Origin of the sequence: Rugamonas sp., assembly GCF_025354735.1 — a bacterium.
Classification (GTDB): domain Bacteria; phylum Pseudomonadota; class Gammaproteobacteria; order Burkholderiales; family Burkholderiaceae_D; genus Rugamonas.
The window spans coordinates 1-12,810 of sequence record NZ_JANXMI010000232.1 but is presented as its reverse complement, the minus strand read 5'-3'; the positions used below and the strand labels follow the sequence as shown (position 1 = coordinate 12,810).

14 protein-coding genes and 1 tRNA gene are annotated in these 12,810 nt (G+C 64.3%); 3 read left to right on the top strand and 12 right to left on the bottom strand.

The window, feature by feature from the left end:
• Window positions 1–84: 84 nt before the first annotated feature.
• The 12 genes from nuoF to Q0S71_RS18850 all read right to left on the bottom strand — a co-directional run bounded on the left by nuoF (window position 85) and on the right by Q0S71_RS18850 (window position 9,043).
• A complete protein-coding gene (nuoF, locus tag Q0S71_RS18905) occupies window positions 85–1,380 on the bottom strand; it encodes an NADH-quinone oxidoreductase subunit NuoF (protein WP_295999329.1) in 1,296 nt (431 codons plus the stop codon).
• Entirely contained in the window at window positions 1,377–1,868 is a 492-nt protein-coding gene (gene nuoE, locus Q0S71_RS18900) for an NADH-quinone oxidoreductase subunit NuoE (protein WP_295999326.1), read from the bottom strand. Before nuoE ends, nuoF begins: the two co-directional genes overlap by 4 nt.
• 19 nt (window positions 1,869–1,887) lie before the next feature.
• Window positions 1,888–3,141: an NADH-quinone oxidoreductase subunit D gene (locus tag Q0S71_RS18895; RefSeq protein ID WP_295999322.1), complete on the bottom strand. Its 1,254-nt coding sequence runs from the start codon at window positions 3,139–3,141 to the stop codon at window positions 1,888–1,890.
• Window positions 3,141–3,734 (bottom strand): NADH-quinone oxidoreductase subunit C, encoded by a 594-nt coding sequence (locus tag Q0S71_RS18890; RefSeq protein ID WP_295999320.1) that lies wholly within the window; start codon window positions 3,732–3,734, stop codon window positions 3,141–3,143. The genes Q0S71_RS18895 and Q0S71_RS18890 overlap by 1 nt, the downstream gene beginning before the upstream one ends.
• Window positions 3,735–3,775: 41 nt before the next feature.
• Window positions 3,776–4,252, bottom strand: a complete 477-nt coding sequence (locus Q0S71_RS18885; RefSeq protein WP_295999318.1) for an NADH-quinone oxidoreductase subunit B family protein — start codon at window positions 4,250–4,252, stop codon at window positions 3,776–3,778.
• Between the two features lie 3 nt (window positions 4,253–4,255).
• On the bottom strand, window positions 4,256–4,615 hold the full coding sequence (locus tag Q0S71_RS18880; RefSeq protein WP_295999315.1) for an NADH-quinone oxidoreductase subunit A: 360 nt from the start codon (window positions 4,613–4,615) through the stop codon (window positions 4,256–4,258).
• Window positions 4,616–4,795: 180 nt separating this feature from the next.
• Window positions 4,796–4,880: transfer RNA gene (locus tag Q0S71_RS18875), tRNA-Leu, on the bottom strand.
• Between the two features lie 255 nt (window positions 4,881–5,135).
• Complete coding sequence (gene secG, locus Q0S71_RS18870; RefSeq protein WP_295999312.1) at window positions 5,136–5,555, bottom strand: preprotein translocase subunit SecG; 420 nt, start codon at window positions 5,553–5,555, stop codon at window positions 5,136–5,138.
• A 29-nt stretch (window positions 5,556–5,584) separates the two neighbouring features.
• On the bottom strand, window positions 5,585–6,334 hold the full coding sequence (gene tpiA / locus Q0S71_RS18865) for a triose-phosphate isomerase (protein ID WP_295999310.1): 750 nt from the start codon (window positions 6,332–6,334) through the stop codon (window positions 5,585–5,587).
• A 118-nt stretch (window positions 6,335–6,452) separates the two neighbouring features.
• Window positions 6,453–7,433, bottom strand: a complete 981-nt coding sequence (locus tag Q0S71_RS18860) for an NAD(P)H-quinone oxidoreductase (RefSeq protein WP_295999308.1) — start codon at window positions 7,431–7,433, stop codon at window positions 6,453–6,455.
• Between the two features lie 163 nt (window positions 7,434–7,596).
• Window positions 7,597–8,205, bottom strand: coding sequence for a tetratricopeptide repeat protein (locus tag Q0S71_RS18855; RefSeq protein ID WP_295999305.1), 609 nt, complete (start codon window positions 8,203–8,205; stop codon window positions 7,597–7,599).
• Window positions 8,206–8,278: 73 nt separating this feature from the next.
• Window positions 8,279–9,043: a DUF2807 domain-containing protein gene (locus Q0S71_RS18850; RefSeq protein WP_295999301.1), complete on the bottom strand. Its 765-nt coding sequence runs from the start codon at window positions 9,041–9,043 to the stop codon at window positions 8,279–8,281.
• A 390-nt stretch (window positions 9,044–9,433) separates the two neighbouring features.
• On the opposite strand from Q0S71_RS18850, the gene Q0S71_RS18845 reads away from it, so the two are divergent.
• The 3 genes from Q0S71_RS18845 to Q0S71_RS18835 are packed head-to-tail and all read left to right on the top strand — an operon-like array spanning window position 9,434 to window position 12,665.
• Window positions 9,434–10,498, top strand: coding sequence for a LacI family DNA-binding transcriptional regulator (locus Q0S71_RS18845; RefSeq protein ID WP_295999299.1), 1,065 nt, complete (start codon window positions 9,434–9,436; stop codon window positions 10,496–10,498).
• A gap of 15 nt (window positions 10,499–10,513) precedes the next feature.
• Window positions 10,514–11,722, top strand: coding sequence for an AGE family epimerase/isomerase (locus tag Q0S71_RS18840; protein WP_295999297.1), 1,209 nt, complete (start codon window positions 10,514–10,516; stop codon window positions 11,720–11,722).
• Between the two features lies 1 nt (window position 11,723).
• On the top strand, window positions 11,724–12,665 hold the full coding sequence (locus Q0S71_RS18835) for a carbohydrate kinase (protein WP_295999295.1): 942 nt from the start codon (window positions 11,724–11,726) through the stop codon (window positions 12,663–12,665).
• Window positions 12,666–12,810 lie beyond the last annotated feature (145 nt).

Genomic DNA, 12,810 nt, shown 5'->3' with positions numbered 1-12,810 from the left:
TCCATCACCATGCTACCAGCAGGGACTTCGACTTTTTTGCCGTCTATTTCGATTTCAACCATGGTGATCGTTACCTGACGCAGCTTAGATGTAAGCGGGCACTAAGCAATGCTTGTGCTCGATGTGATATTCAAATTCTTCCCGGAATTGCTTGATGAACGCGCGCATCGGCATCGCCGCCGCATCGCCCAGGGCGCAAATGGTGCGGCCCTGGATGTTGTCGGCGACCGAATTGAGCACGTCCAGATCCGACAAGCGGCCCTGACCGTTTTCGATACGGTGGATCATGCGGTACATCCAGCCCGTGCCTTCGCGGCAAGGGGTGCACTGGCCGCACGACTCTTCGAAGTAGAAGTAGGCCAGGCGTTCCATGGCTTTCACCATGCAGCGCGTTTCATCCATGACGATGATGGCGCCCGAACCGAGCATCGAGCCGGCTTTGGCGATCGAGTCGTAGTCCAGGTCGGTGTTCATCATCACTTCGCCGCGGATCACGGGGGCCGACGAGCCGCCCGGGATCACGGCCTTGATCTTTTTGCCGCCGCGCATGCCGCCGGCCAGTTCCAGCATCTTGGCGAACGGCGTGCCGAGCGGCACTTCGTAATTGCCCGGCAGTTCGACGTCGCCCGAGATCGAGAAGATCTTCGAGCCGCCGTTGTTCGGGCGGCCCATGGCCAGATACTTGTCCGGGCCCATGTTCAGGATGAAGGGGACGGCGGCGAACGTTTCCGTGTTGTTGATGGTGGTCGGCTTGCCGTACAGGCCGAACGAGGCCGGGAACGGCGGCTTGAAGCGCGGCTGGCCCTTCTTGCCTTCGAGCGATTCGAGCAGCGCGGTTTCTTCGCCGCAGATGTAGGCGCCGTAGCCGTGGTGGGCGTGCAGCTGGAAGCTGAACTCGCTACCCATGATCTTGTCGCCCAGGAAGCCGGCGGCGCGCGCCTCCTCCAGCGCGTCTTCAAAGCGCAGGTACTCGCTGAAGATTTCGCCGTGGATGTAGTTGTAGCCGACCGTGATGCCCATGGCGTAGGCGCCGATGGCCATGCCTTCGATCAGCGCGTGCGGATTGTAGCGGATGATGTCGCGGTCCTTGAACGTGCCCGGCTCACCCTCGTCCGAATTGCAGACCAGGTATTTCTGGCCGGGGAACTGGCGCGGCATGAAGCTCCACTTCAGGCCGGTCGGAAAACCGGCGCCGCCGCGGCCGCGCAGCGAGGACGCCTTCAAATCGGCGATGATCTGTTCCGGCGTGATTTTTTCTTCGAGGATGCGGCGCAGGGCGCTGTAGCCGCCGCGCTTGACGTAGTCTTCCAGGTGCCAGTTCTGGCCGTCCAGATCCTTCAGGATCAGTGGATCGATGTGACGGTTATGGAGTGACGTCATTGTGTATGGTTCCCACTCAGTTCCGACACCAGCGCGTCGATTTTGTCATTGGACATCCAACTGCACATGCGGTGGTTGTCGACCAGCATGACGGGCGCGTCGCCGCAGGCGCCCATGCACTCGCCTTCCATCAGCGTGAACTGGCCGTCGTCGGTGGTGCCGCGATAGTCGATGCCGAGCTTGTGCTTGAGGTGCTGGGCGGCGCGCTCGCCGCCGGACAGGGCGCAAGGCAGGTTGGTGCACACGGTGATCTTGTGCTTGCCGACCGGCTTGGTGTTATACATATTGTAGAAGGTCGCCACTTCCTGCACGGCGATGGCCGGCATGCGGATGTAGTCGGCCAGTTCCTGCATGACCGCCTGCGAGATCCAGCCGGTTTCCAGCTGGGCGTGGGCCAGCGCGGCCATGACGGCCGATTGGCGCTGGTCGGCCGGATACTTGGCCAACTCGCGGTCGATTTTGGTGTAGCACTGTTCTGATAACAACATAAATTTCTGCCTCTCGGACTTAGCGGTCAATACTGCCGAACACGATGTCCTGTGTACCTATGATGGTCACGGCATCGGCAATCATGTGGCCGCGCGCCATTTCATCGAGCGCCTGCAAGTGGGCGTAATCGGGTGCGCGCAGCTTCATGCGGTAGGGCTTGTTGGCGCCGTCGGACACCAGGTAGATGCCGAACTCGCCCTTCGGATGCTCGACCGCGCTGTACGCTTCGCCCGGCGGCACGTGGAAGCCTTCGGTGAACAGCTTGAAGTGGTGGATCAGCGATTCCATATTGGTCTTCATGTCGACCCGGCCCGGCGGCGCGACCTTGCGGTTGTCCGACATGACCGGACCCGGATTGTTGCGCAGCCATTCGACGCACTGTTTGATGATGCGGTTGGCCTGGCGCATTTCCTCGACCCGCACCAGATAGCGGTCGTAGCAGTCGCCGTTGGTGCCGACCGGGATGTCGAAGTCCAGCAAGTCGTAGATTTCATACGGCTGGTGCTTGCGCAAATCCCACTCGATGCCCGAACCGCGCAGCATGGCGCCGGTGAAGCCCATGGCCAGCGCGTCTTCCGGCGCGACCACGCCGATGCCGACGGTACGCTGTTTCCAGATACGGTTGTCGGTCAGCAGCGTTTCGTATTCGTTCACATAGGTCGGGAAGCGGCGCGTGAAGTCTTCGATGAAGTCGAGCAGCGAACCCTGGCGGTTTTCGTTCAGGCCGGCGACGGCCTTGGCCGACCGGATGATGGACGGCTTGTGCTGCGGCATCGCGTCCGGCAGGTCGCGGTAGACGCCGCCCGGACGGTAGTAGGCCGCGTGCATGCGCGCGCCCGACACCGCCTCGTAGCAGTCGAACAAATCTTCGCGGTCGCGGAAGGCGTACAGGAAGGGGCCCATGGCGCCGACGTCGAGCGCGTGCGCGCCCAGCCACATCAGGTGGTTCAGGATGCGGGTGATTTCGTCGAACATGACGCGGATGTATTGCGCGCGCAGCGGCACTTCCAGGCCCAGCAGCTTCTCGATCGCCATCACGTAGGCGTGCTCGTTGCACATCATCGACACGTAGTCGAGCCGGTCCATATACGGCACCGATTGCAGATAGGTCTTTTGCTCGGCCAGCTTTTCGGTGCCGCGGTGCAGCAGGCCGATGTGCGGGTCGGCACGCTGGATCACTTCGCCGTCCAGCTCGAGCACCAGGCGCAGCACGCCGTGGGCGGCCGGGTGCTGCGGACCGAAGTTGAGGGTGTAGTTCTTAATTTCAGCCATTATTTCATCCCGTAGTGTTCTTCGCGTATCACGCGCGGCACGTTTTCACGCGGGGCTATCGTCACCGGCTGGTAAATCACGCGCTTCTGCTCGGGGTCGTAGCGCATTTCGACATAGCCCGACACCGGGAAGTCTTTGCGGAACGGGTGGCCGATGAAGCCGTAGTCGGTCAGGATGCGGCGCAGGTCGTTGTGGCCCTCGAACAGAATGCCGAACATGTCGAACGCTTCGCGCTCGTACCAGTTGGCGGCGCGCCAGATGCCGGTCACCGATTGCAGCAGCGGCATGTCGTCGTCGGGCGCGAACACGCGCACGCGCACGCGCCAGTTGTACTTGATCGACAGCAGGTGCGAGGTGGCCGCGAAGCGCAGGCCGGTCCAGGCGCCGTCGCCGTAGGTGGAATAGTCGACGCCGCACAGGTCGATGATTTGCTCGAAATGCAGGGTGGCGTCGTCGCGCAGCTGCTGCATGAAGGCCAGGTAATCGTCGGCCTTGACGGTGATCGTCACTTCGCCCAGCGCCGTGACGAGGCTGGCGCGTTCGCCGAAGGCCGTGGCCAGGGCGGTTTGCAGGACTTCTATTTGTGTAGTCATATTTTGGGGGCGATTCGTAATCGGTGCAATTAGCGATGCAATTAGCGCGCGATGGTGCTGGTGCGCTTGATCTTGTTTTGCAATTGCATGATGCCGTACAACAGCGCCTCGGCCGTCGGCGGGCAGCCCGGCACGTAGACGTCGACCGGCACGATGCGGTCGCAGCCGCGCACCACGGAGTACGAATAGTGATAGTAGCCGCCGCCGTTGGCGCAGGAGCCCATGGAGATGACCCAGCGCGGTTCCGGCATCTGGTCGTAGACCTTGCGCAGCGCCGGCGCCATCTTGTTGCACAGCGTGCCGGCCACGATCATCACGTCGGACTGGCGCGGCGAGGGACGGAACACGACGCCGAAGCGGTCCATGTCGTAGCGGGCCGCGCCCACGTGCATCATTTCGACCGCGCAGCAAGCCAGGCCGAACGTCATCGGGAACATCGACCCGGTGCGTGCCCAGTTGATCAGCTTGTCGGCCGAGGTGGTGATGAAACCTTCGTTTAATACGCCTTCAATAGCCATGGCTCATTCCCAATCAAGGGCACCTTTCTTCCAGATGTACCAGAAACCGACGACGAATTCAGCGATGAAGACCATCATCGTGATAAAACCGCCGAAGCCGAGTTCGCGCATGGATACGCCCCACGGGAAGAAGAATGCCGTTTCCAAATCGAACAAAATAAACAGGATAGCGACGAGGTAGTAACGCACGTCGAATTTCATGCGGGCGTCTTCGAAAGCTTCGAAGCCGCATTCATAAGGGGAGAGTTTAGCAGCGTCGGGCTTGTTCGGTCCGAGCAGATGCCCCAGGACCTGGGGCGCGATACCCACGCCGAGACCGACGCAGATGAATAACAATACGGGGAGATAGTTTTCGAGGTTCACGATAAGATCAGCTTGGGTTGAACGGTCGGTTAAAGATCACACGGCGGACAGTTGCAGTGCATTTAACGTTCGACCCCAATCAGAGCTTGCGACCAGGATCAAACGACACATCCTCGTAAAAAAGCCAGCTCAGGCATGAGTCACAGCTCAAAGATCCTTGCTGGCTTTAGATATATTTCTTGGTGCCGACGACGAGACTCGAACTCGTACAGCTTGCGCCACTACCCCCTCAAGATAGCGTGTCTACCAATTTCACCACGTCGGCATTAAGGCCGCTATTCTACTCTGCAATCTCGCCTTTGTTAAGGGCGTATTGCGTTAAAACAAGAAGAAAAACGATAAATCTTTATTTCCACGCATTCTGGATAGTTATTCTACATTGCGGGCATGGCGCCCGCCCGAACTATCGGCAAAATACGGCAAAACAAGCAGCAGGAGCGGCGGCGGATCGGGCCAGCGGCGCTGATTTGGGGTCAGCCACTGCTTTAGGCCAAGCGGCCACACGCTCCCATCAAAACAATTACTTCGGAATCTGCGTCGCCGGCACGCTCGATGCCGGCGCCGCCGCAGGGGCCGCAGGAGCCACCGCTGGAGCCGACACCGGCGCCGCCGCCGTTGGAATCGCCGCCGCGCCCTTGACCGGCGCAGGCGCCGCGGCCACCGGCTTGTCCATCACGCCGGCACTGACATTGGCGCTGCTGTGCTGGGTCGACAGATAGGACAGCGCCAGGGTCGCGCTGAAGAAGATCGCGGCCGCGATGCCGGTCGATTTCGACATGAAGTTCGAGGAACCGGTGGCGCCGAACAGGCTGCCCGAGGCGCCCGAACCGAACGCGGCGCCCATATCGGCACCCTTGCCGTGTTGCAGCAGCACCAGACCGATAATGGTCAGTGCCGACAAAACTTGTACTACGACGATCAGATTGAACAAAGAGTTCATGTTATTCCATTCTTAGTTTATAAATTAATTTACTCGGCCGCGTGTATGATCGCGAGAAAATCCACCGCCTTCAATGCTGCCCCACCAATCAAGCCACCGTCGATATCCGGCATGGCCATCAATTCTTTCGCGTTCTCCGGCTTCATGCTGCCGCCGTACAGGATCTGCACGCCGGCCGCCGCCTCCGCATTCTTTTGCGCCAACTGCGCGCGCAATATTTTATGGACATCCTGGGCCTGCTGCGGCGTGGCCGTCTTGCCGGTGCCGATGGCCCACACCGGCTCGTAGGAGACGACGATGTTAGCCACATCATCGGCGCCCAGCACGGCCAGCACGGCGCCCAGCTGGGCCGTGACCACGGCGACGCCCTGCCCCGCGTCGCGCTGCGCCTCGGTCTCGCCGACGCAGACCACCGGCGTCAAGCCGGAAGCGAGCGCGGCCAGCGCCTTTTGCGCGACCAGTTCATTGCTTTCCAGATGATAGGCGCGGCGTTCGGAGTGACCGACCAGCACATAGCGGCAACCGAACTCGGCCAGCATGCAGCCGGCCACTTCACCAGTGTACGCGCCATTCTGCTTCGGCGACACATCCTGCCCGCCCCACGCCACCGGCGTGCCCGTCAGTTCGGCCCGGCACTGCGCCAGGAACGGCGCCGGCGCACAGACCGCGCAGTCGGCCCCGACCTTGCCCAGACCGGCGATAATCCCGGCCAACAAGGCCGAATTGCCGGCGCAGCTGCCGTTCATTTTCCAATTGCCGATGACGAGTTTGCGACGCATAGTAGCCTAAATTTCAATAACCCGCTATTTTAACGTGAGGCTGGAAGCCCGGTCAAACCAGCGGGCCGGGAAACGGCCAAAAATGATACGGCATGCAAATAAAAATCACAAAACCGTATCAAATCACCTGCAACATGATTTTGCCCACGTGGCTGCCGGACTCCATCAGCGCATGCGCGGCGGCGGCCTGGTCGAGCGGGAACACTTCGTAAATCACCGGCTTGATCTTGCCGGCCTCTATCATCGGCCACACGCGCTGCCGTAACTGCTGGGCGATGGCGGCCTTGAAGGCCGTCGAACGGGGCCGCAGCGTCGAACCGGTCACGGTCAGCCGGCGGCGCAGCACGGCGCCCATGTCCAGCGTGGCCTTGGAGCCGCCCAGCAGCGCGATCAGGGCGATGCGGCCATCGTCGGCCAGGCAGTCGATTTCGCGCGGCAGATAGTCGCCGCCGACCATGTCGAGAATGACGTCGACGCCGCGGCCGCTGGTCAGGGTCTTGACGGTGGCGGCGAAGTCGGTGGTCTTGTAGTTGATGCCGTGTTCGGCGCCCAGGGTGACGCAGGCGCGCGCCTTGTCGTCGCTGCCGGCGGTGGCGAACACGCGGTGGCCCATGGCGGCGGCCAGCTGGATGGCGCTGACGCCGATGCCGGACGTGCCGCCCTGCACCAGCAAGGTTTCGCCGGCGCTCAGGCGGGCGCGGTCGAAGACGTTGCTCCACACGGTGAAATAGTTTTCCGGCAGCGAGGCCGCCTCCAGCGCCGAACAGCCCTTCGGCAGCGGCAGGCACTGGCCGACCGGCGCCGCGCAATACTCCGCGTAACCGCCGCCCTGCACCAGCGCGCAGACCATGTCGCCTGGTTTGAAGCCGCTGCCGGCCAGGTCGCCGTCGACGATTTCGCCGGCCACTTCAAGGCCCGGCAAGTCCGACGCGCCCGGCGGCGGCGCGTAACTGCCGAGACGCTGGAACACGTCCGGGCGGTTGACGCCGGCTGCGTGCACCTTGATCAGCAATTCGCCCGCCTTGACGGCGGGCATGGGACGCTCGCAGGGATGGAGCACGTCCGGCGGTCCCGGCTGGCTGATTTCAATGGCGCGCATGGTGGCCCTTTCGGATCGAAAAAGCGATTGTACGATAGCCCGAAAAGACGTGCAGGAGGCGTGCCGGTGCGCGTGCGGACCGGCGGCGCGATGTCGGGCTCAAGACCGTGGGTCAAGACCGAGGGTCTGACCCCGATTGCGGCGAACGCTGCTCAACGCGGAATCAACCGCCGGTCCGCGACTGTTTCGGCAGCGGCGTGTTGACGCGCCACGCCGCCGACAGCGCCTGCCCTTCTTCGATCTGTTCCGCCGTCATGGTCTTGACCACCTGCGAGCGCTGGTCGGCCGCATTGCTCGAACCGCCGGCCGCCGCCAGATTCCACAACATATAGGCGATCACGTTATCCTGCGGCATGCCGCCGATGTGGTAGCGGTACATCAGCCCCAGCACCTGCTGCGCCTCGGCATGGCCCTGCTCGGCCTCCTTGCGGAACCAGATCACCGCTTCCTTGTGGTCCTGGATCACGGCATTGCCGGTGTAATACATGGCGCCGACGACGTACTGGGCATCGGCCTTGCCCTGCAACGCGGCCTTGCGGTGCCACATCAGCGCCTGCTTGTAGTCCTGCGGCACGCCCCGGCCCATGTAGTACATCAGCCCCAGCAGATGCTCGGCGTCGGCGTTGCCGCTTTGCGCCAGCGGCGCGATTTCCTTGTAGGCCAGCGCGTAGTTCTTGTTGTTGTAGGCCATGGCGCCGTCGGCCAGGCCGGCCGTGGCCGCGCCGCACACACAGCCAAGAAGGCAAGCCGCAATAATTATGAGTTTTTTCATGTCGCGTCGAAAAGTCGGTGTGACTGCTGTTTCACCCTGGCAGCGGGCGGCGTGGCTAGCGTTGGCGGCGTCCTTATTTCCACGTCACTTTGCCCAGGCCGTCGACGCTGACGTTGCGGTTCAGCGGCTTGCCATAGACCGTGACCGAGCCGAGGCCGCTCAAGTTCAGCGTGGCGTTGGTCTTGGCGCTGACGGTGGCGTTGCCCAGGCCGCTCAACTCCACCGTCGCGGAGTCCGCTTGCAGCTGTTGCGCGTTCAGGCTGCCCAGGCCGCCCAGCGTCGCATTGAGCATTTTGCTGTGGCCGCCGATCGTGATGTAGCCGGCGCCGCGCAGGTCGAGGTCGACGCTGTCGTTTTCGCTGACCCACAGCGTCATGCTGCCGACGCCGCCCAGATTGGCCTTGAGTTTTTTATAGTCGCACGTCATTTTCATGCTGCCCGCGCCCTCCAGTGTCAGGTCGATCTGCTCGCCGCTGAAGCCGTTGATCTCGGTGCTGCCGACGCCGTCGGACACCACTTCGCGCAGCGCCGGCAGCACCAGCACGGCGCGCGCGCCGCTGGAGCGGCTGAATTTGAAGCCATGCGACTCGGTGTCGAAATGCAGCGTGTCGCCGCTCTGCACGGCCGTCAGCTTGGCCAGCACGGTCTTGTCGGCCGTGATGGTCAGCGACGGCACCGCGCCCTGGCGCACTTTCAGATCGAGCATGCCATCGATTTTAACGCGCACAACGCGGGCGTCAATGACTTGCGTTTCGGTCGACGTTTCATCGGCCTGGGCGCGGCCGAACAAGGTGAAAAATGCGGTAAGGAGCAAGCCGAATTGCAGCAGTTTCTTCATGTCTGGATATCCTGGATATTGTTTTTCTTCACCGGTGGCGGCGCTTGCCATGTCGCCGCCGAACACGCATCGTTTCGGCCGCCAGCTAATGTAGCAGCCCGGCACGCTTACAGGCAATGCCTTCCCCGCCGCGACCGCAGTATCCCAAGTTTCCGGAGCGCAGCGGCGACAGCTTGCCACTATAACCACGCCGCCGGCCACGGCGGGGCCGATTGCGACGAACTGCAGGTTTCGCGCCGCAGGCCGCAATATCGCGGCGCGGGACGCCGAACGCCGTGTTTAGTAAACAAGCGCTAAACTAGCGCGGCGGCGGCGCTATCGGTTGACCGCCGAACGGACGCCATGCCAGACTGCCGCTGCAAAGAGACGATGCACGAGACCGAATCCGCCATGAAAACCACGCCGATCAATCTGGCCGACCCTGCCGATACGCCCAGCCCCCGCGCCGCGCACGCGACCGTGCGGGACGTGGCGCGCGCGGCCGGCGTGTCCACCGGCACCGTCTCGCGGGCGCTGAAGAACGAGCCGGGCCTGACCGAATCGACGCGCCAGATGGTGCTGCGCACGGCGCGCGGCCTCGGCTACGATTTCGCCAAGCTGCGCCCCAAGCGCATCCGGCGCCTGACCTTTTTGCTGCACCGCCAGCACGACACGGCCGCCAGCAGCCCCTTTTACTCGGCCGTGCTGCACGGCGCCGAGCAGGCTTGCCGGCGCCACGGCATCGTGCTGTCCTTCATGGCGGCCGGCCCGGCCGACAGCCTGGCCGACCAGTTGCGCATGCACGCGCCGGACGGCCTGGTCTGCGTCGGCTATCTCGAACCGGAGCTGCTCGGCGCGCTGCACGCGACCGGCAAGCCGCTGGTGCTGATCGACATGAAGCTGCGCGGCCACAGCTCGGTCAATCCCGACAATCTGCGCGGCGGCCACCTGGCCACGGCCCACCTGATCGCGCAGGGCAGGAAGCGCATCGGCCTGATCGCCGGCCCGCTCGGCCACTACAGCATCCGCGAACGCGCGCGCGGCTACCGCCAGGCCCTGTTCGACGCCGGCATCCTGGCCGACCCGCGGCTCGAAGCCTATCTGCCCGACGGCGCCGACCTCGAAGCGGGCGCGCGCGAAGCGATGCAGGCGCTGCTCGATTTGCCGCAGCGTCCGGACGCCGTGTTCTGCTACAACGACAGCGCCGCCCTGACGGCCTTGCGCTGCTGCCGCGAGGCCGGACTGCGCGTGCCGCACGACATCGCCATCGCCGGCTTCGACGACATCGCCGGCGCCGCGCAGGCCGTGCCGCCGCTGACCACGCTGCGCATCGACAAGCAGGCGCTGGGCGCGCTCGGCGTCGAGCTGCTGCTGGCCGGCCCGCACGCGGCGCCGCTCGACACGGTGGCGCCGGTCGAACTCATCATCCGGGCCAGCAGCGCCGCGCCCCGGACTCCCAGCCCACCACCAGCATAAGAAAACGACGAGACCATGACCCTGCCCGACTTCCGCCAGCGCGCCACGCTGCTGGCCCACATCAAGCACACCAAACAGTTCTACGACGAGCGCTGCATCGACCCGAGCGGCGGCCTCTATCATTTCTACAAGGACGACGGCACCGTCTACGACCACCACACCCGCCACCTGGTCAGCAGCACGCGCTTCGTGTTCAACTACGCGATGGCCTTCCGCCAGTTCGGCGATGCCGCCGACCAGCAGCGCATGCGGCACGCGCTGGCCTTCCTGCGCACGGCGCACCACAACCCGGCCAACGGCGGCTACATCTGGGAACTGCGCTGGCAGGACGGCGCGGCCACCATCACCGACCCGAGCAACCACTGCTACGGCCTGGCCTTCGTGCTGCTGGCCTACGCCCACGCGCTGATGGCCGGCGAAACGTCGGCGCGCGCCGACCTCGACGCGACCTACGCGTTGATGGAGCAGCGTTTCTGGGAAGCCGGGCACGGCCTGTACGCGGACGAGGCCGACGCCAACTGGCAGCTGTCCGGCTATCGCGGCCAGAACGCCAATATGCACGCCTGCGAAGCCATGCTGGCCGCCTTCGAGGCCAGCGGCGACAAAAAATTCCTGCACCGCGCCGAAACGCTGGCGCACAACATCGCCGTGCGCCAGTCCGAACTGGCCGGCGGCCTGATGTGGGAACACTACCGCGCCGACTGGAGCGTCGACGGCGATTACAACCGCCACGACAAGAGCAACATCTTCCGTCCCTGGGGCTACCAGCCGGGCCACCTGACCGAATGGGCCAAGCTGCTGCTCATCATGGAACGCCACAGCGCGCATCTGAGCGGCCCGTCCGACTGGCTGCTGCCGCGCGCGCTCGAACTGTTCGACGCGGCCATGAACGTGGCCTGGGACCACGTCAACGGCGGCATCTGCTACGGCTTCGCGCCGGACGGCAGCATCTGCGACGGCGACAAATATTTCTGGGTCCAGGCCGAAAGCCTGGCCACGGCCGCCCTGCTGGCCGAGCGCAGCGGCGACGCCCAATACTGGAGCTGGTACGAGCGCATCTGGGAATACAGCTGGGAGCACATGATAGACCACCGCTACGGCGCCTGGTACCGCGTGCTGAGCCAGGAAAACGCCAAGCTCAGCGACGAGAAAAGCCCGGCCGGCAAGGTCGACTACCACACCATGGGCGCGTGCTACGAAGCGCTCAACGTACTGAAGGACTGACATGAGCGCATCGATGACTGAACCGAACCAGGACACCCTGCCCGTCTTCGTCGCCGCCGGCGAAGCCTTGACCGACATGATCGTCGACGACGCCACCGGCACGCGCTGGCAAAGCAAGGTCGGCGGCTCGACCTGGAACGTGGCGCGCGCCATGGCCAGCCTGGGCCTGCCGAGCGCGTTCGCCGGCGCCATCAGCGAGGACGTGTTCGGCGACGCGCTGTGGGACGCCAGCGCGGCCGCCGGCCTCGACCTGCGCTTCGTGCAGCGGCTGCACAAATCGCCGCTGCTGGCCATGGTTTACCGCACCAGCCCGCCGAGCTATTTCTTCATCGGCGACGACAGCGCCGACCTGCATTTCGACGCGGCGCTGCTGCCCGAGGGCTGGCGCCGGAAAAGCCGCTGGGTCCACTTCGGCGGCATCAGCCTGGCGCGCCCGCCGCTGGCCGGCAAGCTGGTGGCGCTGGCGCGGCAGCTGAAGGAAGACGGCGTGGGTATCAGCTACGATCCGAATTTCCGCGCCGTCATGGACCAGCGCTACGACGCCACCCTGCGCGAGATGACGGCGCTGGCCGACGTGGTCAAGGTGTCGGACGAGGATCTGGCCGGGTTGTTCCGGCATGACGATATCGAGCTATCGTTCGCGACCCTGCGCGGCTGGAATCCGGCCGCCAGTTATCTGTACACCAAGGGCGCCGAGGGCGCGTCGCTGCACATCGGCGCGGCGCGGTGGGTGATGGCGGCGCCCAAGGTGGACGTGGTCGACACGGTCGGCGCGGGCGACGCCAGCATCGCGGCGCTGGTGTTCAGCATGCTGCGCGACGGCGCGGCCGATCCGGCGCAGCATCTGCGCATGGCGATCGCGGCCGGCGCGGCGGCCTGTTTGACGGCCGGCGCCACGCCACCGGCGCTGGAAATGGTCGAGAAGATCGCCGCGACGCTGTAAGCGCGGCCGTCCGCGCCGCGCCGGCCGTTGGCAGGCTGCCGGCTAGCTGCTGGCTGGTGGCTGCCGGCTTGCTGCTGGCAGGCTGGCGCCGGCGACACCGGAGTCAAGACCGGGGGTCAAGACCGGGGGTCAGACCACGGTTTCG

Excerpts from the sequence above, each read along its gene's own strand:
- nuoF (WP_295999329.1), bottom strand. The coding sequence starts at position 1,380 with ATGACGTCACTCCATAACCGTCACATCGATCCACTGATCCTGAAGGAT.
- nuoE (WP_295999326.1), bottom strand. The coding sequence starts at position 1,868 with ATGTTGTTATCAGAACAGTGCTACACCAAAATCGACCGCGAGTTGGCC.
- Q0S71_RS18895 (WP_295999322.1), bottom strand. The coding sequence starts at position 3,141 with ATGGCTGAAATTAAGAACTACACCCTCAACTTCGGTCCGCAGCACCCG.
- Q0S71_RS18890 (WP_295999320.1), bottom strand. The coding sequence starts at position 3,734 with ATGACTACACAAATAGAAGTCCTGCAAACCGCCCTGGCCACGGCCTTC.
- Q0S71_RS18885 (WP_295999318.1), bottom strand. The coding sequence starts at position 4,252 with ATGGCTATTGAAGGCGTATTAAACGAAGGTTTCATCACCACCTCGGCC.
- secG (WP_295999312.1), bottom strand. The coding sequence starts at position 5,555 with ATGAACTCTTTGTTCAATCTGATCGTCGTAGTACAAGTTTTGTCGGCA.
- tpiA (WP_295999310.1), bottom strand. The coding sequence starts at position 6,334 with ATGCGTCGCAAACTCGTCATCGGCAATTGGAAAATGAACGGCAGCTGC.
- Q0S71_RS18860 (WP_295999308.1), bottom strand. The coding sequence starts at position 7,433 with ATGCGCGCCATTGAAATCAGCCAGCCGGGACCGCCGGACGTGCTCCAT.
- Q0S71_RS18855 (WP_295999305.1), bottom strand. The coding sequence starts at position 8,205 with ATGAAAAAACTCATAATTATTGCGGCTTGCCTTCTTGGCTGTGTGTGC.
- Q0S71_RS18850 (WP_295999301.1), bottom strand. The coding sequence starts at position 9,043 with ATGAAGAAACTGCTGCAATTCGGCTTGCTCCTTACCGCATTTTTCACC.
- Q0S71_RS18845 (WP_295999299.1), top strand. The coding sequence starts at position 9,434 with ATGAAAACCACGCCGATCAATCTGGCCGACCCTGCCGATACGCCCAGC.
- Q0S71_RS18840 (WP_295999297.1), top strand. The coding sequence starts at position 10,514 with ATGACCCTGCCCGACTTCCGCCAGCGCGCCACGCTGCTGGCCCACATC.
- Q0S71_RS18835 (WP_295999295.1), top strand. The coding sequence starts at position 11,724 with ATGAGCGCATCGATGACTGAACCGAACCAGGACACCCTGCCCGTCTTC.